The organism is Oceanobacter kriegii DSM 6294 (assembly GCF_000422845.1).
GTDB lineage: Bacteria > Pseudomonadota > Gammaproteobacteria > Pseudomonadales > Oceanobacteraceae > Oceanobacter > Oceanobacter kriegii.
The window spans coordinates 18,670-40,472 of sequence record NZ_AUGV01000020.1; the positions used below are offsets into that span (position 1 = coordinate 18,670).

At 56.5% G+C, this 21,803-nt stretch carries 16 protein-coding genes; 14 read left to right on the top strand and 2 right to left on the bottom strand.

What is annotated here, in order from left to right:
* Window positions 1–42: 42 nt before the first annotated feature.
* A complete protein-coding gene (locus tag G516_RS0111235) occupies window positions 43–1,275 on the top strand; it encodes a trypsin-like peptidase domain-containing protein (RefSeq protein WP_051219306.1) in 1,233 nt (410 codons plus the stop codon).
* Here the strand turns inward: G516_RS0111235 and G516_RS0111240 are convergent, their stop codons facing one another.
* Window positions 1,276–2,400: a substrate-binding domain-containing protein gene (locus tag G516_RS0111240; protein ID WP_245582659.1), complete on the bottom strand. Its 1,125-nt coding sequence runs from the start codon at window positions 2,398–2,400 to the stop codon at window positions 1,276–1,278.
* An 88-nt stretch (window positions 2,401–2,488) separates the two neighbouring features.
* Here G516_RS0111240 and G516_RS0111245 point away from each other — a divergent pair, with 88 nt between their 5' ends.
* The 11 genes from G516_RS0111245 to G516_RS22120 all read left to right on the top strand — a co-directional run bounded on the left by G516_RS0111245 (window position 2,489) and on the right by G516_RS22120 (window position 18,461).
* Complete coding sequence (locus tag G516_RS0111245) at window positions 2,489–3,592, top strand: substrate-binding domain-containing protein (RefSeq protein WP_028293745.1); 1,104 nt, start codon at window positions 2,489–2,491, stop codon at window positions 3,590–3,592.
* Window positions 3,589–6,060, top strand: a complete 2,472-nt coding sequence (locus G516_RS0111250; protein WP_028293746.1) for a putative bifunctional diguanylate cyclase/phosphodiesterase — start codon at window positions 3,589–3,591, stop codon at window positions 6,058–6,060. The genes G516_RS0111245 and G516_RS0111250 overlap by 4 nt, the downstream gene beginning before the upstream one ends.
* 122 nt (window positions 6,061–6,182) lie before the next feature.
* Entirely contained in the window at window positions 6,183–6,710 is a 528-nt protein-coding gene (locus G516_RS0111255) for an RNA polymerase sigma factor (protein ID WP_028293747.1), read from the top strand.
* Between the two features lie 15 nt (window positions 6,711–6,725).
* Window positions 6,726–7,781: a FecR family protein gene (locus tag G516_RS23940; RefSeq protein ID WP_051219308.1), complete on the top strand. Its 1,056-nt coding sequence runs from the start codon at window positions 6,726–6,728 to the stop codon at window positions 7,779–7,781.
* A gap of 286 nt (window positions 7,782–8,067) precedes the next feature.
* A complete protein-coding gene (locus G516_RS0111265; protein ID WP_156879023.1) occupies window positions 8,068–10,464 on the top strand; it encodes a TonB-dependent siderophore receptor in 2,397 nt (798 codons plus the stop codon).
* A gap of 169 nt (window positions 10,465–10,633) precedes the next feature.
* On the top strand, window positions 10,634–11,920 hold the full coding sequence (locus G516_RS22115; RefSeq protein ID WP_036536036.1) for a PepSY-associated TM helix domain-containing protein: 1,287 nt from the start codon (window positions 10,634–10,636) through the stop codon (window positions 11,918–11,920).
* A 307-nt stretch (window positions 11,921–12,227) separates the two neighbouring features.
* On the top strand, window positions 12,228–12,605 hold the full coding sequence (locus tag G516_RS0111275; RefSeq protein WP_028293749.1) for a DUF4870 family protein: 378 nt from the start codon (window positions 12,228–12,230) through the stop codon (window positions 12,603–12,605).
* 198 nt (window positions 12,606–12,803) lie between these two features.
* Window positions 12,804–13,334, top strand: a complete 531-nt coding sequence (locus G516_RS0111280) for a sigma-70 family RNA polymerase sigma factor (RefSeq protein ID WP_036536038.1) — start codon at window positions 12,804–12,806, stop codon at window positions 13,332–13,334.
* Complete coding sequence (locus tag G516_RS0111285; protein WP_028293751.1) at window positions 13,331–14,308, top strand: FecR domain-containing protein; 978 nt, start codon at window positions 13,331–13,333, stop codon at window positions 14,306–14,308. Before G516_RS0111280 ends, G516_RS0111285 begins: the two co-directional genes overlap by 4 nt.
* A gap of 75 nt (window positions 14,309–14,383) precedes the next feature.
* Window positions 14,384–16,711 carry a TonB-dependent receptor domain-containing protein gene (locus G516_RS0111290; protein WP_028293752.1) on the top strand — a complete coding sequence of 776 codons (2,328 nt, stop codon included), beginning with the start codon at window positions 14,384–14,386 and terminating at the stop codon, window positions 16,709–16,711.
* A gap of 106 nt (window positions 16,712–16,817) precedes the next feature.
* Window positions 16,818–18,461, top strand: coding sequence for an alpha/beta hydrolase-fold protein (locus G516_RS22120; protein ID WP_169449528.1), 1,644 nt, complete (start codon window positions 16,818–16,820; stop codon window positions 18,459–18,461).
* 69 nt (window positions 18,462–18,530) lie between these two features.
* Here the strand turns inward: G516_RS22120 and G516_RS0111300 are convergent, their stop codons facing one another.
* Window positions 18,531–19,799: a sugar MFS transporter gene (locus G516_RS0111300; protein WP_028293753.1), complete on the bottom strand. Its 1,269-nt coding sequence runs from the start codon at window positions 19,797–19,799 to the stop codon at window positions 18,531–18,533.
* 315 nt (window positions 19,800–20,114) lie between these two features.
* Between G516_RS0111300 and G516_RS0111305 the strand changes: the two genes are divergently transcribed.
* Together G516_RS0111305 and G516_RS0111310 are read left to right on the top strand one after the other, a co-directional pair.
* Entirely contained in the window at window positions 20,115–21,134 is a 1,020-nt protein-coding gene (locus G516_RS0111305; RefSeq protein ID WP_036536043.1) for a LacI family DNA-binding transcriptional regulator, read from the top strand.
* Between the two features lie 225 nt (window positions 21,135–21,359).
* A complete protein-coding gene (locus G516_RS0111310; RefSeq protein WP_028293755.1) occupies window positions 21,360–21,749 on the top strand; it encodes a hypothetical protein in 390 nt (129 codons plus the stop codon).
* Window positions 21,750–21,803: the final 54 nt, after the last annotated feature.

Genomic DNA, 21,803 nt, shown 5'->3' on the forward strand with positions numbered 1-21,803 from the left:
CGTATTTGGCATTGGCCTGCTTCCTCAAGGAGACTCTATCGGATGGCAAGATATTCCTTCGTACACTCATTGCTGGTTCCAGCACTGGTTGGCTTGTGCGTTGCTTTGATGATCTTGCTTTGGGCACCCCAGTGGATAACCGGCGAAACCGCAACCACCAGCCCGCTGCCACCTGCACCAGTAACCGATACCGAACAACCGGCCGACGTAACGCCGCTGCCGGCCATTGTCGACGACGTTGAAACAGCCGCTCCAGCAACCGAAGCCATGCCGTTTGTGGCCAGCTACGCCAACGCCGTTGAGCGCGCCGCCCCTGCGGTTGTGAATATTTACACCAGCAAGGTGATTCGTCGTACCGCGCATCCGCTCTACAACGACCCGATTTTCAAACGCTATCTGGAATCGAACCCGGAGCCGAGCGAACGCATTCAGTCGAGCCTGGGGTCTGGCGTCATCATGACCTCTGACGGCTACATCCTGACCAACAACCACGTGGTAAAGGATGCCGACCAGATTGTGGTGGCGTTGCACGACGGTCGTGAAGCCAAGGCATCACTGATTGGTACCGACCCCGAAGCCGATCTGGCGCTGTTGAAAATCACGTTAGAAAAGCTGCCGCACATTACCCCGGCCGGTTCACACAAGATGCGGGTTGGTGACGTCGTGCTGGCCATTGGTAATCCGTTTGGTGTTGGCCAGACCGTCACCCAGGGCATTGTGTCGGCAACCGGGCGCAACCAGTTGGGTCTGAACACCTACGAAAACTACATTCAGACCGACGCAGCGATTAACCCGGGCAACTCGGGCGGCGCGTTGGTAAACGCCTGGGGCGAGTTGGTAGGCATCAACACCGCAATTTACTCCCAAAGCGGCGGCAGTGAAGGCATTGGCTTTGCCATTCCGGTCGACGTGGCTCAACGTACCCTGAAAGACATTTCCGAACACGGCGTCGCCATTCGCGGCTGGCTTGGCATCGAAGTACAGGAAGCCACGCCCAAGCTGCTGTCTGCGTTGGCCTTACCCGACGCGCTGGAAGGTTTGATTGTGACGGGGATTTATGAAGAAGGCCCGGCCGACCGTTCCGGCCTGACCGTGGGCGATATCATCGTCAAGATTAACGAGCAGGATGCCAGCGATGCCCGCGCGTCCATGAATCAGATTGCCGCTTTGCGCCCGGGCGACCGCATCCAGCTGGAGTTCATTCGTAACGGCAAGATCAACAAAACCGAAGCGATTGCCGGTCAACGCGGTCAGCCACAGCAGCCCGCTGGTTGATCAGCGTTGTAACTCTTTCAGACCGGAGTAGCGAAAAGCTTCTTTCATCAGCCGGTCGATCTCGTCTCCGGTCATGTGGTTGTTCACCACCGTGATGCGCCCGAGGTAAATCTCGGGCACTTCGTCTTGCCGACCTTGCAGGTAATAGCGAACGGCTTCGGCGGTAGCCACGCCCACGTCGTCGCTCATGCGCATCGGTGTGGCGTCGAGCTTGCCTTCACGAATCTTCTGAATTTCCCTGCGGGTGCCGCCCCAACCGGTAATGTACAGGTCGTGATGGGCATCACGGCGGTCTGCTTCTTCAATAGCGCCCATGGTCATCGCTGTATTGGCGTTATGCAGCACGTAGATTTCCGGGAAGTTTTTCAGAATCAGCGCCGCACCATCGGCACCACCGGCCTTCTGATACTGGCCAAAATGTTCGTACAGATTGATCCAGTGACCTTCCGACTCGACACAGTCCTTGAACTCCTGCGAACGCTGCTGATCGGTAACCCCGGGAATCCCCCGGTTCATGCCAAAGTACAAATCCGGCCCCAGTTCTTGCAGCAGAAAATCACACATGGCCTGCGCCCCCTGCGAACTGGAAAAGTCGAACCAGGCCGCTGGCTTGTGGGACCACTCCTCATCCGGGGTATGAAACGCCCAGATAAAGGTGCTGAACTGTTGCTCTGCTGACAAGCGCTGAATGTTGGATGCCTGCACTTGCAGTTCGGTAGGGCCCAAAATCACAAAGTCGAATTCGTCAGCACGTTTCAACACCTCGTCGGTATGCCGATCCTGCAACGAATGCTCCAGCTGGGCAGAGCTGAACTCGGTGATGTTGTAGTCAATGTTCAGCTCGTCCAAACGCGATTTCATGGCCACAAAGTTACGGTCCCAGAAGTCCGATATGTCGGCATTTGGGTAAATCAAGGCGATCGAAACCGGGCTGTTTTGCTCCAGTGCCGGTGGCTGGCTTGGGGCGCTGACCACCTGCTGGAAAGCACGCTCAACCGTGTTTTCCGACGCAGGGTCAGTCACCGACTCGGTCTTTGACGCCGGCACCGGCCCTGTCGACGCATGCGCCGCAGCCGCCAACACCAATGTGGAAAGTTTCAGGAACAGGCGGGTGGTTATGGTCACAGGCAAGCGCATCGCATCAAACCCCAATCGATAAAGCACAACAACATGCCTATAATACATAGCAAATAACAATTTGTGCCGCAGCAGTATGTCGACCTTGAAGTTACTGAAGCTCATGATGTTGCTCAGTCTGGTTCAGTCAGCTCAAGGAACGGAGCATGAACACGCCACCGATACCAGCCAGCGTGTTCAGCTAGCCATTCAGAACGAATCCTCATGGGATGGACCAACCACAGGCCCCGCCCTGAAACAGCAGCGCCAGATTATTCTGGTGGCCTCCGATCTTCGCAATGGCGGTGTTAACGCCGTTGCCAAAGGCATGTCCGAAGCCCTGACCGGCACCGACTGGAACCTCGGCTTTCTGGATGGCATGGGCTCGCCCTTGCGTCAGGGCATTGCCATCCGCAAGGCCATTGCCGCCAACCCCGATGGCATTGTCCTCTGTGGTCTGGATGCCAACCAGCACAAAGACGTACTGGCGCTGGCCAAACAACGAGGCATCACCGTTGTAGGCTGGCATGCCGCCGATCAGGCAGGCCCTCGGCCGGAAAGCCACCTGTTTACCAACATCACCACCGATCCGATCAAGGTCGCCGAAATTGCCGCCCTGCTGGCCATCAGCGACAGCGCCGGGCAGGTAAGAGCGGTGATTTTTACCGACTCCCGCTACCAGATTGCCAAACTCAAGGCCGAGCGCATGGCCGCCGTACTGCATGACTGCAAAGGCTGCGACGTGCTGGAGGTCAAGGAAGTGCCGCTGGATCAGATTGCCGACCGGATGCCTGACGAGCTGGAAACCCTGATGCAGGAATATCCGCAAGGCATTACCCACCTGTTGGTGATCAACGACCTGTACATCGACTTTGCGGTGCCCACCCTCGAGCGTCGCCACGAAAACGATCAACCGATTCCGCAAACCATTTCCGCCGGCGATGGCAGTCGGGCGTCGTATCGTCGTATTCGCCAGGGACTGTATCAGCGCGCCACAGTGCCAGAGCCCCTGACGATGCAGGGTTGGCAAATTGTTGATGAACTTAACAGAGCGTTCAATCAAGCCCCTCCAAGTGGCTACAGCGCTCCTGTGCATCTGGTAACCCGCGACAATATTGGTAAGCTGGGCAAACGTTACGACGTCTACGATCCCATCAATCGTTACCGTGACGCCTACCGAGCCATCTGGAGTCTTCAGTGAAGCTGCTACCGATGTCCATTGCCACTCGTCTGATGCTGACCGTAATGGTTCTGGTAGCTTTGGGCGCGGCCGGGTTTTTGTTTGCGGTGCGCTCACTGGATGCCTTTGAAAACATCCTCGACTCCGAATCCAGCGAACACATCGACCTGCTGACCACCAACTCCGTTGTCAGCCGTCAGGTATTTGAGCTGACTACCCGGGTGCAATTGCTGGAACAGGCGTTTCTGTACAACGAATCGGTACTGACTCAGGAAGGCTTTAACATCGACCAACAGTTGTTGCGCATGCGCGACCTGTCGGCCGACGCCGCCTTCACCACCAAGATGGACCGCTTCATTGAAGACTTTCACCGCTTTCTCGGTAATTCGCTGGCGCTGAACCACATCATCCGGGAAACCAAGGAAATCGACGAAACCCTCGCCGAGCAAATTGACCAGCTCGACCTGATGATTGCCAATCAGCATCTGGCGCAACCGGACTCCGTCGTTGGTGATGATCTCAGCCACGACCGCGACCTGATCCACATGCTGCGCGAAACCTTTCTCGACACCGGCAAAATGGTCGGCAGCATTCGTAGCCGCATCACGCCCGAAACCGAGAAAGTCGGCATTATCGAAGTGCAAAAAGAGCTGGATATCTTCCAGCTGCACCTGGCCAACCTGGCCCTCAGCAACCACAATATGGCCTCCCACCAGCAGGCCATGGATCGCTCGGTGCATCGCTACATGACGGCACTGAGAAAAATGCAGGCCAATCTGGACCAGCGCTGGAACGTCATGAATGCGTTGATGAATTCCCAGAACGAATTACTGACACTGGTAGAAAGCACCGAAGCCAACGTTCAGAACAGCGCACTGGGTCTGAAGTACCGACTGCAAAACGACATCCGCCAATCGCGGCTGATCTTTATGGCACTGGCCATCATTGTGCTGTTTATCAGCCTGTTTATGATCAGCTACGTGGTACGCCGCCACGTGCGGGAGCCACTGGAAAAAATCAGCGAAGGCCTGCGTCAGTTTGAAGCCTCGGAGTTTTCCCAGCGTATTTCACTGCACCGCAATGACGAGTGGGACCGCATCGAACGGGCTTTCAATAAAATGGCCGACCGCTTGCAGCAAAGCTATGGCCAGATCAATCAGGAAAAGAAAAACTTCGACTTCCTGGCGCACCACGACCCGCTGACCAAGCTGTCCAACCGGCTGTTCATCAACAAATACCTCAACCAGCAAATCGAACTGGCCAAGGACGGCAAGCAAAGCCATTTTGCCCTGCTGTATATGGATATTGATGAATTCAAAACCATCAACGACTCCCTCGGCCATGGCGCCGGTGACAAGCTGCTGATCGACATTGCCGATGTGCTGTCCAGCGAGATTCACGAACTCGGCACGGTGGCGCGTATGGGCGGTGACGAGTTCATGGTGCTGTTGCCGGATATCCGCGACCAGCAAGAAGCCGAAGACATTGCCGCCAGCATCAACAGCAACCTGCGCCGTCCCTACTTTCTGGAAGACAAAACCGTCTTTGTATCTGCCAGCATTGGCCTCTGCATGTTCCCGCAGCACGGTAACCAGGCCGATACCCTGGTGCGCAACGCCGACACCGCCATGTACCACGCCAAGCGGCGCGGCCGCGACCAGTATTGTGTTTACAACGACGACATGACTCTGGAAGCCAAGGACCATATCGACGTCAGTGCCGGTTTGCACCGCGCCATCAACAATGGCGAACTGGAACTGGTGTTCCAGCCGCAATACCGACTCAGCACTGAAACCATTATTGGTGCCGAAGCCCTGATCCGCTGGAACCATCCGGAGCACGGCTATCTGGGGCCGATGTCGTTCCTCGCCGTTGCCGAGAAAACCGGCTTGATCAACCTCATCGACGACTGGGTATTCCGTCAGATGACAAGCCTGATTACCGAATGGCAACGACAGGGCATCTGCCTCGAGGGTCTGAAATTTGCCATCAACTTCTCGGGCCGCAAATTCCTCGATGAAAAGCTGGTCGAACAGTTAACCGACATGATTTCCACCACCGACTGCAAGCCGGAACAGCTAGTGCTGGAAATTACCGAGCGGGATGTGATGTCGTCCATCGACACCAGCGCCGCCACCATCAAACGGCTGCGCGAAAAAGGCTACCGCATTGCCATCGACGACTTCGGCACCGGCCACTCGTCACTGGCACTGCTGAAAAACCTGCCGGTCAACACCATCAAACTGGACCGCAGTTTTATTCAGGACATTGCTTCCAGCGAACGGGATTTGGCCATTGTCCGCTCAGTGCTGACACTCACCAGCGAACTGAAGCTAGGCACCGTTGCCGAAGGCATCGAATGCCGCGAACAAGCCGAAAAACTGAAAGAGCTGAACTGTCCCAACGCCCAGGGCTATCTATTCTCGAAACCACTCAGCATTGACGACTGGCTGGCGCTGATTCAGCAACAAAATCAACAAAGCGTCTGAAAAGCACCTTAATTGCGCAACAAAGTATTGCGGCCGTTAGATCACAGCGCTAGCTGACAAGCTGTTCATTTAATAGAATAATGAGAACAGTTTTCATTATTCACCGCCAACTGACTCCATTCATGAAGCCGTTTAACTCGTTGCTGGCCACCTTGCGTCAACAGGAAGATTCCCTGCTGTATTTTCTGACCAGCAAAGTCGGCTGTCGGGACACCGCCGCCGATTTGTTTCAGCAACTGGCCGAAAAGCTGTTACGCAAAGAACAACCCAGTGACAAACCGGTCGATAACGAAACCGCCTACCTCTACAGGGCAGCCAGAAACGAAGTGATCAGTCATTTTCGCAGTGAACAAAGTCGTGCCCGCTACGAACACGACTACATGGAAACCAGCGCCAGCAACGACAGCTACAATGTCGAGGAAGCCGCCCTGGCCCGTCAGAAAGTGCAGCAACTGAACACCACCCTGAAACAGCTGCCGCCACTGACCCAGGAGATTTTCTGGCGCTACCGGATCGACGGTCAACGTCAGAAAGACATCGCCGAGGCTCTGGATGTGAGCCTCTCTACCGTCGAAAAACACCTGGCCAATGCCACCAGCACCATGCGACAAAGTCTGCGTCAGACAGACACGCGCCCGGCCAACCGATAGCAGACCGATTAGCACATGGATAACGCAACCTGTCCCGACGCCCTGGCCGATGAAGCCTTTGCGATGATCCGGGATTACTACGATGCCGACACCGATGGTGCCGCCGCCGTAACCAAACAGCACATGGAAACCTGGTGCCAGCAATCCGAGCAACATCGCTTGGCGATGGAACAAGCCAGTGAAGAATGGCACCTGATGGGCGCATTGTCCCAGGTGGCAGAGCGCCCGCCATACACCCACAAGGCAGAAGCCAGCTGGCTGGCCCAATGGCTGACACCCGTTCGACTGATGCAGGCCGGGTCGGCATTTGCCGTGATCCTGATGCTGGCCATTCTGGTGCCGTCATTCTGGAACACGGATGCAACTACTGGCAGCGCCAACATAGCCAGCAGTCAGGCCAACCGCCAGCAGGACCTCAATTACCAAACCCGCTTGCAGTCGGTGTACGGCGAAATCGTCACCCGCACGCTGCCGGACGGCAGCACCGTGTCGCTGAACTGGGACAGTGAAGTGGCGGTGAATTTCAGCGCCGGCCAACGCTCGCTGACCCTGATTCGGGGCGAGGCGTATTTTGAAGTGGCTCACGACACCAGCCGACCCTTTATTGTCAGTGCCGGACAGGCCCGAGCGCGCGCCGTTGGCACCGCCTTCAATGTACGCGCCGACAGCGGAAAAACCCGTATTGCGGTCACCGAAGGCACCGTCGCAGTCACCGGCAGCTCACGCTCCACCACACTGGTGAATGCCAGCGAAAAAGTCGCCGTGACCGATGGCCAAACTGGCGCAGTCAGCCCCTCGGCCAACCTGCAAGCCACTGCCTGGCAGCAGGGCTCGATGATTTTCGACGGCCAACCACTGGCCGACGTACTGGACGAAATCAATCGCTACACCCAATACCAGATTGATACCCGCTTCCTGCCTAACCCCGAAGCGCCGGTCAGCGCCACCTACTTCATCAGCCGCACCGACGAAGCCGTGCGCTCGCTGATGCAGCTGTTCAATTTGCGGGCCGACATGCGCAACGGCATTGATGGCCCACGGCTGGTACTGCGCGCTCGCCTTGGGCGTTGAGGCCGGAAACCAACAGGCTGTAGGAGGGAATTTATTCCCGAAGACATTCCCAAATTGATTCCCGGTGCCCCATCGGGAATCAACGTCCTGCTGCAACACGCAACTCATCATCACCAGCAAGAAGCTATCGCTCTCGCCCCACATACACCCCGCCCCCATCCCACTGACATATCTTTTAAAAAACTTTTTTACGGGTTTTCTGCGGCGGCTGCGTCTTCCTTTTATTCGTTATTAATTGTGATTCTTATTTACATAAAATCACATTCAGGTATCAAAGGAGCCCCCCTTGCAACGCCCGGTATATGCCCAACGCCAGTTGTTATCCCTCGCCATCAGCGCCGCCTTGTTGTCCCCTGTTGCCGTTAGCAGCCTGCCAGCTAATGCAGCCGCGGCTTCTCCGGCCTCTGCCAGCACCCAGTCTATCAACATCGCCGCTCAGCCACTGGATCAGGCTCTGAACCAGCTGGCCATTCAAACGCGCACTCAAATCAGCGCCAGCAGCGTCGACCTGCCGAGTGTTCAGGCTCCGGCCATTCAGGGTAACTACAGCGTTGAACAGGCGTTGCAGACCTTGCTGCAAGATACCGAACTGACCGTACGCAAGGTTGGCAACAACAGCTACGTCGTTGAAGCACCAGTGCAACCGTACAGCTACGTTGATCAGCCGCTGGAAGAAGTGTTCGCCGTGGGTGGTTACATTGAGCGTGAACAACTGGACACCGCCACCGGTCTGGGTCTGAAGCCGATTGAAACCCCTCAGTCCGTTACCGTATTCACAGCCCAGCGTCTGAAAGACCAGCAGCTGGAAACCATTCAGGACGTGATCAGCAGCACCATCGGTCTGACCAGCACCGATACCGACACCGTTCGAAACACCTTCTCTTCCCGTGGTTTTGAAGTATCCAACTACCAGGTCGATGGCCTGCCATTGTCCTGGTCGCTGGGCGGCGATTCCGGTGAAACCATTGCCGATGTCTCCATGTACGAGCGCGTTGAATTTGTTCGTGGTGCCACTGGCCTGCTGACCGGTGCCGGTAACCCGTCAGCGTCGATCAACTTTGTTCGCAAGCACGCTGACAGCGACGAATTCCACGCCACCATCGATGCCTCCGTGGGTAGCTGGAACAAGAAAGAAGTGTCCGTTGATGTTGGTGGCGGTTTGAACGAATCCGGTTCTATCCGTGGCCGTCTGGTCGCCAAGCGTGGCAGCAAGGATTCCTGGCAGGATCTTTACCATGAAGACCGCACTGTGTTGTACGGCACAGCCGAAGCTGACATCAGCGACAGCACCCTGGTACGCATTGGTGCCAGCATGGACCACCACGAACCAACTGGCGTGACCTGGGGTGCTCTGCCAAGCAACTTCAGCGACGGTAGCCAGACCGACTGGGACCGTTCCAAAACCACCTCTGCCGACTGGACCAAGTGGGAAACCAAGGGCACCAACCTGTTCCTGAACGTCGAGCACACGCTGGACAATGGCTGGTTGGTCAAGGCCAACGCCAACCGTCTGATTTACGACAAGGACACCAAACTGCTGTATCTCTACGGCAGCCTCGACAAAGAGACTGGTACTGGTCTGGTCACCTCTCCAATCAACTCCTACGGCTACAGCCGTCTGGACACCGTCAATCTGCAGCTGCAAGGCGATTTTGAACTGGGTGGCAACTACCACGAGTTCACCATGGGCATTCAGCGTTCGATCCAGAAAGCCCAGACCTGGGAATATGACGAACCAGAAGATACCCCTACCACGGGTAATTTCTACGAGTGGGATGGCAATGTAACGGAACCCGACTGGGCTGATACTGCAACCGAAAAACTCAACATGCGCACCATCCAGACAGGAGCCTACGCAGCAGTACGTTTCAACATCACTGACGAGTGGAAAACCATTGTTGGCGGTCGTATCGCCAGCTGGAATCGCTCCGGTAATAGCTGGGGCGCAGATACTAACTTTGGCGACAACGGCGTATTTATCCCTTACGCCGGCGTACTGTACGACCTCAATGAGCAGCACCGCCTGTACGCCAGCTACACCACCATCTTTATGCCGCAAAACGCGTTCGAAGCGAACGGCGACCAGCTGGACCCACTGGAAGGTAGCAACAAGGAAATTGGCCTGAAGAGCAGCTGGCTGAACGACCAACTGCACACCACCATTACCGCCTTCCGAATCGATCAGGACAACCTTGCACAAGACCTGACCGATGAAAGTGGCGGTATCGTTTACATCAATGGTGACACGGATCGTGGTCAGGCCAGCTATTCAGCCGACGGCACAGTCACACAGGGCTACGAACTGGAAGTCGTTGGTGACCTGAGCGAAAGCTGGAAGCTGCACACTGGTTACACCCACTTCACCGCCGAAGACAAAGACGGTGGTGACGTAAACAGCAATCAGGCTCGCGAAACCTTCAACCTGTTCACCACCTATGAAATGGCCGACCTGACCGTGGGCGGTGGTGTCGACTGGCAAGGCCGCACCTACAACGGCGACCTGGAGCAAGAAGCCTATGCACTGGTGAACCTGATGGCTCGTTATCAGATCACGCCGCAATTCTCGACCCAGTTCAACGTTGCCAACCTGACCGACAAGAAATACTTCAGCCAGGTTGGCAGTGGTATTTACCGCTACGGCGCGCCACGCAAACTGAATCTGGCGGTCAGCTACAGCTTCTGAGCCAACGCCAATCAAGCCCCCGTCAGAGGGGCACCCTGCCAAGGCAGGGCACAACCAGCCTCGCTCACCTGACGATGAGCGGGGCTGTTTTACAACTTAGCCAAGGGCTTACAGCCCGGCAAATCACCATCAGCAACCCGAATTGATCACCGACTCAAGAGAGAACAAGATGCGCGCAACCTTTGTACTGCTGCACCGCTGGGCCGGCCTGACCACCGCCCTGTTTTTGTTTATTACCGGCCTGACCGGAGCTGTAATCTCCTGGGATCACGAGCTGGATGAATGGCTGAATGGCCATTTGCTGGACGCGACAACTCCCATCACCGCTGAGCACCAACCACAGCCGGTGATGCAACTGATTGAGCAGGTTGAACAACGTCACCCGACCATGCAGGTGCTGTACACCTCGCTCACCTCGGAACCGGGCCACTCCTACAGTTTCTACGTTGCCCCACGACTGAACCCGGACACCAACAAACCCTACGACGCCGACTTCAATCAGGTGTTTGTCGACCCCGTCAGTGGCGACGAACTGGGCACCCGCGAATGGGGAGCGGTATGGCCAATCAGCACTGAAACCTTTGTCTCCTTCCTCTACAAACTGCACTACAGCCTGCACCTGCCGGAAATGTGGGGCATCAATGAATGGGGCGTATGGTTACTGGGCATCATTGCCATGATCTGGACGCTGGACTGCTTCTTCGGCATCGTGCTGACCTTCCCGAAAACCAAAACCCAACGCGGAGAGAACGCTAGCCAGAAGACCCGTAACTGGTTCTCCAACTGGTTCAAGCGCTTTGGCATCCGTTGGAACGGCGGCAGCTACAAACTCAACTTCGACCTGCATCAGGCGGTCAGCCTGTGGACCTGGGGCCTGTTGTTGATTGTTGCCTTCACCGCGTTCTCGCTGAACCTGTACCGCGAAGTGTTTTTCCCGGCACTGTCAGCGATTTCCGACGTCACCCCAACGCCGTACGACGAACGCCCTTACGTTGAGCTGCACGAGGTCAAACCACCTCAGCTGAGCATGCAACAAGCCATCGACATTGCCTCCGAACGAGCCGAACAACTGGGCTGGGAAGAACCCGCCAATGCAGTGTTCTACGCCCGTCAGTTTGGCTTCTACGACATCAAGCTTTACCACCCGGAAGACGACCACGGCACCGCTGGTGCGGGTCATAAAGAACTGTTTGTAGACGCCTACAGCGGCGAGATTCTGGGCAAGCGCATTCCATGGCAAGGCACCGTCGCCGACCTGTTTGTACAAGCGCAATTCCCGCTGCACTCGGGCCGCATTCTGGGCTTGCCGGGGCGCATCCTGATTTCGTTTATGGGGCTGGTGGTGGCCATGCTGTCAGTGACCGGCGTGATCATCTGGTGGCGCAAACGCAAGGCGCGAGTTGCCAGCCAGCGTAAGCAGCAACAGAAGCAACAAAGCGAAGCGGCGTACTCCTGAAGCGTCTGGGGTCTGGGGTCTGGGGTCTGGGGTCTGGGGTCTGGGGTCTGGACAATACTGTGGGAGAGAGCTTGCTCTCGATAAACCATCGGCAGCAAGCTACCTCCTACAACCAGCAGGGTGGGCACTCGTGCCCACCCTCCCTCTACACAGTCTGCACTACCCGCACCAACTGCAACATCGCAGGCAAGCCTGCTCCTACACGCTCCCTCTACTCCCGACACCCGAGCCAGACATCAGCACCGCTTTTGAGTATTCTGCATCTGAACGGGGTCAAACCCTATGGATGCCAGACAACGGAGACGACATGGCCGACTTTGATCACGACAGCAACACCACTGACAGTAACTATCAGCCCCTTTCTGCCCGCGACGACAGCGCCAAAACCAACGCCCTGTTCGCCTATATCATGATGGGGCTGGGGTACTTCACCGGTATCTGCTGGTTTATTGGTGGCATCTGGGCCATCGTCAAAATCAGCGATTACCGTGGCACCCAGTTTGAAGACCACTACGCCAACATCATCAGCGTGTTCTGGTGGGGTCTTGGTCTGACCATCATCGGCATGGTGACCACCTTTATTTTCATTGGCTGGCTGATTCTGTTGGGGACCTTTGTCTGGAGCATTTTCAGACTGGTCAAGGGTCTGGCAAACCTGACATCGAACAAACCTTACAACCGCTGATCTTCAGCGGTTGCCCACAGCCCGCGTCTGCGGGCCTGCCACTGCCTTCCCTTAAAGGCAATTTCCCCCCTGTTAATGCCCCCTGTTTGCCCCCGTTCATGGCTCGACTTGCACTTGGCAAAGTTCCACCCATAAAATAAAAATAATTATCATTCTTGAAAATAACCACGACTGTTCATCAGCCATGGAGTACGGGCTTTGACCGAGTTAACGCGCGAACGCAGCATTGCCGATGTTTTTGCAGACCATCACAGCTGGCTAAAGCGTTGGCTGATGGAACGGACCGGCTGTAACGAACAAGCGGCCGATCTGGCACAGGACACCTTTGTAAAAGTGCTTTGCAAGCAGCCAACGTTTGAGCAAGCGGCAGCCGAACGCAAGTACCTCAAAGTGGTGGCAGACCGCCTTTGCATTGATATGTGGCGACGCCGGGCACTCGAGCAGGCATGGCTGGAAAGCATCCAGCAACAGCCGGAAGCCGTGGATATTTCTCCCGAAACCCAAACCATGATCATCGAGTCGTTCCTCGATCTGGACCGCCGCCTGCGGGCACTGCCCGACCACATCGCCAACGCTTTTATTGCCCATAAATTTGAGGGACTGGGTTATCGCGCCATTGCCGAACAGCAAAACGTCACGGAGCGTACGGTGAAAAACTGGATGGCCAAAGCCATGCTGGCTTGCATTGAAGTCGAAGCCGAGCTGGATCAGGTGCTGGCACCAGCATGAAAAAAGACATTCCCTACCCGGTACTGCAACAAGCCGCCGAGTGGTACGTCACCCTGGCCGATGAAGCCGTGTCGGAACAGGACACTCGTCAGTGGCAAGAGTGGCTGGCTGCCGACAGTCATCACCGTAAGGCCTGGCACTATGTCGAGGTCACCAACGCCCGCTTTCATGGCCTGGGTCAAATCGCCGGGGCTGGCAGCAGTCGCCAGATTCTGGAAGCAGGCCGCAGTATTGGTGCTCAACGTCGGCGTTTGCTCAGTTGGTCCATTGCCGGAATTGGCACGGCTCTACTGGGTCGTTATCTCTGGCAGCAGCCAAGTCTGTGGTCACCGGCTGCACTGGTTGCAGACTTCAGTACTCGTTCCGGCACACCGTTACAGCATCAGCTCAGCGATGGCAGCCAACTGTGGATAAACGCGGAATCCGCCGTCAATCTGGCTTATGGCATTCGGCAGCGACAAATCCACCTGCTGTGCGGCGAGGTGTATGTTGCCAGCAGTCAGAAGAAAGACCCTCGCCCACTGCAAGTCGTCAGTCAGGGCATCCGGTTCCGGGCCTTGGGTACCCGTTTTTCCGTCACCAGTCAGCCATCCGGTTTGCAACTGAATGTGTTTGATGGGCGAGTGCAGGTGACTCTCAGCAATGGTCAAACCCGCATAGTGAACACCCGCAGAGGCTTGGTTATCCAACCTTCGGGAGACATGACCGAACAGCCCGTCGACATCAACCGGGAGCTTTGGCGAGATGGCTTGCTGGTGGCCGAGAACATGCCCTTGCAGCAACTGCTGGAGCAGCTTCAGCCTCATGTTCGTGGCCATTTGGGCGTATCCGATGCTGCGGCGTCCATCAAGGTCGTCGGTACTTTCCCGCTCCAACAGCCGGAACAGGTCATCCGGATGTTGAGCCTGTCATTGCCAATCCGGCTCAAAACCACGCTGCCCTGGTGGCGCACCTTCGAGCTCGAAACCGAATAAATCCTGTTTTTGCCTTTCCCTTTTTCTGCGCTCAACCGTTAAGGGACTGATTATTCCAAAAATACAGGTCCTGACATGACTGCCTTGAAGAACCAAACCCTCACCAAAAGTCGCCAACTTTGTTTCGCCAGCAACCTGCTGTGGCAAAGCTGTCTGTTTGCAACGCTGGCAAGCCCGCTGCTGTTCAGCCAAACCGTCCATGCGGAAGCCAGCCAGCAAACGCGCTTCAACATCGAAGCGGGAGCACTGGCACCGGCATTGAACCAGTTTGCCCAGCAAGCCGGGGTCTTTATCAGCGTTGATGCCCGCCTTACCCGCAGTAAAACAACCGCTGGCGTGCAAGGTAGCTACAGCACCCGCACAGCCCTGCAAGAGCTGCTGAACGGCAGCGGCCTGGTGTATGAATTCAGCGGCCCGAAACAGATCACCCTCAGCGCTGAAGACAGCCACGGCATGATCACCCTGCCACCGGTCACCGTCACGGCTGAGAAGGTTAAACGCTCCCTGCAGGACACCGCCACCGCCGTCACCGTGGTGGATGGGGACGCCATGCAGCAAGCGCATTACCGTGAAATCAACGAAGTCATCGAACAGGTGCCTAACACCATCGAACATCCGTTCGGTGTTCCCAGCATCCGTGGTGTCGATGGCGCAGGGGCTGCCCAAGGCGTGTTCTCGTTTATTTCCGGCGGCCGCCCGCGAGTCAGTACCGTGGTCGATGGACTGGCAGAAACCTGGACCGGCCAACGCTACATCAGCACCGATGTCTGGGACAGCGAACAGGTTGAGGTGCTGCGCGGCCCTCAATCCACCACTCAGGGACGTAACACCATGGGCGGCGCCGTGGTGATGACCACCGCCGACCCAAACTGGCAACCGGAAGCGAAACTGCGCGCGGGTTATGAGAATCAGGACGCCAAATATCAGTTGGCTGGCGTGGTATCCGGTCCACTGGTCGAAGACCAATTGGCCTACCGACTGGCCGCCGAGCACCTGCAAGGTGACAGCTACATCGACTACCACATCGACGATGAAGAAACCGGCGACTGGTCCGACGACCCGGGCCATTCAGAGTCCACCAGCCTGCGCGGCAAGCTGTTGTGGCAACCCGCTTCGATTGAGCAGCTCAGCGCCAAACTGACCATCAGTCACCGCGAAGCCGAAGGTGAATACCTGAACTACATCAACGGCCCGGACTACAGCGACTACGACTTTGATGGCGACGACAACAACACTCGCTTGCAGGATTCCAACGAGACCTCCATCAGTCTCGACCTCGACTACGCCATCAACAACGATTGGTCTGCCAAAGTCCTGCTGGGCAGCCAGAGCTATCACTCGGAATTTGTGCAGTCGCCATCCACCTTTTACATGGATCTTGATGAAGACAGCGTGACGCTGGACGCTCGTCTGGTGTACGAGCCCATGGGCAGTGCCAGCAACGGCATGGTAGGCCTCTACTATTACGACCGCTCCGAAGACATTCGTATCTGGGATGGCGGTTTTGAAGGCACCGACGACATCGATACCTGGGCGCTGTACGGCGAAGGCAATATTGCCGTGACGGATACCCTGTCGATCATTGCTGGTGGCCGTGTCGAACGCGAGCATCAGGTACGCGACATCGTCGCCTGGCCGGGCACCAGCTGGCAGGGCATTGTCGATCTCGACCACGCCAAGACCATCTACCTGCCGAAACTGGGGGTGATGTATGCCGCCAACGATCACACCAGCCTAAGCCTGACCGCACGCAAGGGGTACAACGCTGGCGGTGGCGCCCTCGACTGGATCAGCAGCGAGTTCTACACCTTTGATGAAGAGCGCGTGACGACCTTTGAAGCCAGTCTGCGTTCGTCACTGTGGCAGCAGCGGCTGGAGCTGAATACCACCGTGTTCCACAACCGCTTTGACGGTTATCTGGCCTACGTCATGCCACGCTTCACCAACCTTGAAGAGGCCACCAGCACCGGTCTTGAGCTGGAAATCCGCGCGGCAGTGTCTGAATCCACCTTGCTGTCTGGCTCTGTGGGCTTGCTGAAAACAGACATCACCGATGCCGGAGAAGGCTACGAAGAGCTGGAAGGCAATGAATTCGGCTACGCCCCCAAAGCTACCGCCAGTCTGGGAATCCAGCAGCAGATTGGTGATGACCTGAGCATTGCGGCCAACGCCCATTACGTCAGCAGCTATTACTCCGATGCCAGCAACGACGACGATCTGAAACTGGATGGCTACACCACCATCGCGGTGAATGCCCAGTGGCAGGTCATTCCGCAACTGAGCCTGTCGCCCTACATCAAAAACCTGACCAACGAAGAAGTGGTGTACCGCAAGACCCAGTACAACCAGGCCAACGTCGGTGGCCCTCGCACCATCGGTCTGACGGTCGATCTGGCCTACTGATTTATCCACAACGGGAGCAGCCGCAGCGCCATCAAGGATGGATGCGCTGCGGCTGGCTCAGCCAGGTTCATTCCCACCTCATCAGATCACACCATCAGAGCACATCATGAAAAAAAGACTTTGCCATACCATTTGGCAGCAACTGCTCACCACGCTGGCGATCTTTCTATCTCAGTCGGGTCAGGCACAAGAATGGCTGCTGCAAACGGAACAGCCGTTAGAAGCGCAGCAGGTCCTTACGCAAGAGCTATCGCTTCCCGCAAACCATATCGTAACCGGACTATTAACCGGCCCTGAAGGCACCCGTCTGTCATTAACCTCTAAGGGCGAACATCTACGCTGGTTGCTTACCGGCGAATACCCTTCAGCGGACTTTATCTTCACCGTGCCTGCCACGGGTCGCTATCAGCTGAACATCATCAGCCCCGTTGCTGGCAAAGCGACCCTGAGCATTCGTCAGCCCGTTGCCATCAACTACTTTCAACCAGCCGGCAAGGTTATTTCCGAATTGCCGCCTGCCACTGACACAACCTTCAGCGACATAAGCCCCAGCGACATAATCCTCAGTGACAAAGTCAAACAGGCACTCTCGCACTACCTGCAACACCGGGATGAGCAAGCCGCATGGCAACAACTGACGGCCAACGGCGTACCAAGTGTAGAAGCTATCGATAGCAACACCGACCGGGTCACCTTTCTGTACCGTGGTGCCCGGCACAACGTCAAACTGATGCGAGGTCCATCAGGAACCCACGAGTTTCTCGACCAACTGGCCAACTCCGCTATCTGGTTCAAAAGCTTTGATGTGCCCAGCGATACCCTGCTGTCTTATCAACTGGCACCGGATACCCCGACCCGTTTAAAGCACCTGCCAGGGCCAAATGTATTACTGGCCAGCGCCCGGCAAGACCCCATGAACCCGATGCAACGAACCACCAGCCAATACGCCGATGTGTTCAATACCGAGTCTGTGCTGGCGCTCAGGGACGCCGCGCTGTCTCCCTGGTTAAACGCGCCACTGACACCACCGCACGTCGAGCACCACCGCTTTACCAGCCAGCGGCTGAACAACGAACGCAGGGTCAGCATTGCCTGGCCCAGCCTTGCCGAGGGACAACGTCCTACGGCCGTCGCCATTTTCTTCGACGGCCGAGCCCATCAGTCCACCATTCCGGCGGCCAATATCGTCCAGAACCTGATCGACGCTGGTGAGATTCCTGCCACTCTGTGCGTGTTTATCAACAACCCCAGTCGGCAGGCACGCAATACCGAGCTGCCAGCCAACGATCACTTCGCTGACATGCTGGCGTTTGAACTGATGCCATGGCTACGGCAAACCACGGGATTGGAGTTTGACGCCGAAAACACCCTGCTGGCGGGAGCCAGCTACGGCGGCTTGGCGGCGGTGTTCAGCAGCTGGAAACATCCGGATGTTTTTGGTCTGGCACTGAGCCAATCCGGCTCTTTCTGGTGGCCAGCGAACGGCAAGGAACCCGAGTGGCTGACGCGCCAACTGGCTAACTCAGCAACCGGTACATCACGCTTCTACCTCAACGCTGGGCGGTTCGAGACCGGTTTTGCTTCGATCGACATTCTTGAGTCCAATCGCCATTTGCGTACCGTACTGCAGGCCAAGGGCTACGATGTGGTGTATGAAGAATTTTCGGGCAACCATGATTCGCTGCAATGGCGCAACAACCTCGCCAACGGACTGATGGCATTGCTTGGAACACGCACCAACGAGATATAAAAAAACCGGCCATGCAGTCACTGCATGGCCGGTTTTTTGTGTCTTGCGATACGGTTTTGAAAGCAGAACTTACTTCAGCTCAGAGCCTTTCAAACCGTAGAAGACGATGTACAGGTAACAGATGGCCGGTACGATGAAGGAGATTTGCAGACCTATAGAGTCAGCCACCACACCTTGTACCAGCGGCACCAAAGCACCACCCACAATCGCCATACACAGGATGCCGGAACCCTGGGAAGTGTGAGCACCCAGTGCACGAACGCCCAGCGAGAAAATGGTCGGGAACATCACCGAGTTACACAGACCCACCAGCAGGATGGCGAACATCGCCAGCTTGCCAGAGCTGAAGGTCGCCAGCAGGATCATCAGCACCGCCGCCGTGGCATTGAACGCCAGAACCTTGGATGGGTTCACCTTGGTCATCACCGCAGAGCCGATGAAACGACCGACCATGGCACCGCCCCAGTAGTAAGCAACGTAGTGTGCTGCTTCGTGCTCGGCCAAGCCTGCGATGTGGCTTTCGCCGAGGAAGTTCACCAGGAAGGAACCAATCGCAACCTCACCACCGACGTACATAAAGATGGCAACGGCACCCAGCACCAGGTGCGGGTACTGCCAGGCAGAATCACGGGAGCCCTTGGCAACATCCGCAGAAGTATCAGTGGTGGCATCGTCAGACAGGCGTGGCAGCTTCAGCATGGTGAAAATTGCCGCCAGCACAAACAACGCGCCTGCGATGATCAAGTAAGGCACCTTGACGGTTTCGGCTTCGTGTACGGCTTCAGAAACCGCATCGGACGCTTCTGGCACAGCGGCCAGAATCAACAGCGCACCAAACGCCGGAGCCACCGTTGTACCCAAGGAGTTGAACGCCTGGGTCAGGTTCAGACGGCTGGAAGCGGTCTTGGCAGAGCCCAGTACGGTTACGTACGGGTTCGCCGATACCTGCAACAGGGTCACGCCGCTGGCCAGTACAAACAACGCCGCCAGGAACAAGCCATACACCTGCATGCTGGCCGCCGGGATAAACAGCAAGGCACCCACGCCCGCAACCACCAGACCAACAACCGCGCCCATTTTGTAGCCCAGTTGGTGAACCAGCTTGCCGGCAGGAACCGACATCACAAAGTAAGCACCGAAGAAACAGAACTGCACCAACATGGCCTGGGTAAAGGTCAGGTCGAAGACGTTTTTCAGGTGTGGAATCAGAATGTCATTGAGGCTGGTAATAAAGCCCCACATGAAGAACAGAGACGTCAGCGCCACCAGCGCAAAACGGAAATTGCCTTGGCCTTCAGCCGCGCTTGGCTGTGAACCGATACCGGGAGTTGTGCCCATGACGGGGTCCTCTTGCAGCAGTTTTATCGTTATTAACTCGGTTTGGTTTGTCCTTTCACCTTCGCCACACCGCCTCACTCAATCCGGAGTTGGCCTGAAATGTAGCATCGAGCAAAATTGCCGCGCATACTGTCCATTTATGACAACGCTGTCAAACAATAACCGCAACGAGTTTGTAACAAACCCTTGCGCAGCCTCGGGCAGCAAACGGCAAGTGACTGATTTCCATGACTTTGCTGCAGTGTGAGATACTTCGCCTGTAACAAAGACAGACCAACGACAATAACGACCGACGACACCTCAAGAGACTCTGCTGTGGCCAATCCGACCATTGATAACGTAGCCCAACTGGCGGGCGTATCCATCAAGACCGTATCCCGGGTGGTCAATCAGGAACCCAACGTCAAACAGCAGACCCGCGACAAGGTGCAGGCGGCCATCGACGAGCTGGGCTACAAACCCAATCTATCCGCCCGCAGTCTGGCCAGCAAACGCTCGTATCTGGTCAGCCTGTTGTACGATAACTTTCTGGCAGCCTCTGCCTACGTGGTTAATTTGCAGTGCGGCGTAATTGAACGTTGCCGACAGGAAGGCTACGAACTGCTGATTCACCCGCTGAACTATCAGGCGCCCAACCTGATTGAAGAAATCGAACGTTTCATCAATGCCTCTGGCATCGATGGTCTGATGCTGACACCGCCACTGTCTGACGACCCCAAATTGATCGATGCCCTGAAAACCCTGGGCAAACCCTTCGTTCGTATCTCACCGGCCACCTGTAACGGCGATGCCTCTTGCGTCTACACCGACGACCGTCAGGTCGCCGACGAAATGACCCAGCATCTGATCGATCAGGGACACCGCCAGATTGCCTTTATTGCCGGCCGACCGGACCACCTGGCGGTGGGCCAGCGTCAGCTAGGCTATGAAGATGCGATGCATAGAAACGGCCTGACCCCGAGCACCTGTCAGGGCTACAGCTCGTTTGAAACCGGTGCCGAATGCGCTCGTCAGCTGCTGCAAGCCCCCCAGCGTCCAACCGCTATTTTTGCGGGCAACGACGAAATGGCCACCGGTGCCATCAGCACCGCCCATGAAATGGGAATTGCCATTCCTGCGCAGCTTTCCGTTGCCGGCTTTGACGACAACGACCTCGCTACCCACTGCTGGCCTGCCATGACCACAGTGCGTCAGCCGGTGGCCGAAATGGCCGCTGCCGCCGCTGATATTCTGTTGCAGAGCCTGAAAACCAAACAGCCGCCGGTGCAGCAGCTGCAACTGCAATCCAGCGTGGTGGTGCGACAGTCGACCGCTGCGATCAGTGAGCCTGCTTGACCTTACCCCAATAGACCTTGCCCCGCTTGACCTTATAGCCACTGCAAGGTTTATCGTTGTCTCTACCAGATAGATAAATGCACGCTGTGAAACCAGCGCGTAGGTAAAAAACAGAGTAGAAGCACCGACACGACCAGACAGATAGCCATTGAGAAAATTTCTCATTCTGGTCACACTGGCGCGCTGCCAAAGCAATCTCATCAAAGGCTGAACAACACACCGGTTATGAATACCTTCCATCGCTTGCGCACATTACTGACTGTCGGCCTGATGCTCGTCATCACGCTGGGCCAGTCCGTGGCTGCCAGCATGGAATCGGTCAGCCTGCTGAGCAACGCTGGCGATCATCACCATAGCCAAGTCACCGCTGCACTGACGGTCGATCCGTTGGATGCAAGCCTTTCCGTTACACCAGAAGCCTCAGCCGCTCACCCGGAAGCTTCTGCTGAAACTTGTGACAACTGCTGTCACTGCCACGGCTCCCACGTATTTTCCCTGACCTTGCTGCCCGAATTACTGGCCAATGGCCGCTATTCATCGCCACTTGCCCGCTTGCAGCAGGCTCCAATCGGTCAGCCCACCACCTTGTTCCGCCCTCCCCGCCTGTTGAGTTAACGACCCGACTTCACACCCCATAGGCCAGCCAACGCTGCGCCGGGGCGATATTTC

Excerpts from the sequence above, each read along its gene's own strand:
- G516_RS0111235 (WP_051219306.1), top strand. The coding sequence starts at position 43 with ATGGCAAGATATTCCTTCGTACACTCATTGCTGGTTCCAGCACTGGTT.
- G516_RS0111245 (WP_028293745.1), top strand. The coding sequence starts at position 2,489 with ATGTCGACCTTGAAGTTACTGAAGCTCATGATGTTGCTCAGTCTGGTT.
- G516_RS0111255 (WP_028293747.1), top strand. The coding sequence starts at position 6,183 with ATGAAGCCGTTTAACTCGTTGCTGGCCACCTTGCGTCAACAGGAAGAT.
- G516_RS23940 (WP_051219308.1), top strand. The coding sequence starts at position 6,726 with ATGGATAACGCAACCTGTCCCGACGCCCTGGCCGATGAAGCCTTTGCG.
- G516_RS22115 (WP_036536036.1), top strand. The coding sequence starts at position 10,634 with ATGCGCGCAACCTTTGTACTGCTGCACCGCTGGGCCGGCCTGACCACC.
- G516_RS0111275 (WP_028293749.1), top strand. The coding sequence starts at position 12,228 with ATGGCCGACTTTGATCACGACAGCAACACCACTGACAGTAACTATCAG.
- G516_RS0111285 (WP_028293751.1), top strand. The coding sequence starts at position 13,331 with ATGAAAAAAGACATTCCCTACCCGGTACTGCAACAAGCCGCCGAGTGG.
- G516_RS0111290 (WP_028293752.1), top strand. The coding sequence starts at position 14,384 with ATGACTGCCTTGAAGAACCAAACCCTCACCAAAAGTCGCCAACTTTGT.
- G516_RS22120 (WP_169449528.1), top strand. The coding sequence starts at position 16,818 with ATGAAAAAAAGACTTTGCCATACCATTTGGCAGCAACTGCTCACCACG.
- G516_RS0111300 (WP_028293753.1), bottom strand. The coding sequence starts at position 19,799 with ATGGGCACAACTCCCGGTATCGGTTCACAGCCAAGCGCGGCTGAAGGC.
- G516_RS0111310 (WP_028293755.1), top strand. The coding sequence starts at position 21,360 with ATGAATACCTTCCATCGCTTGCGCACATTACTGACTGTCGGCCTGATG.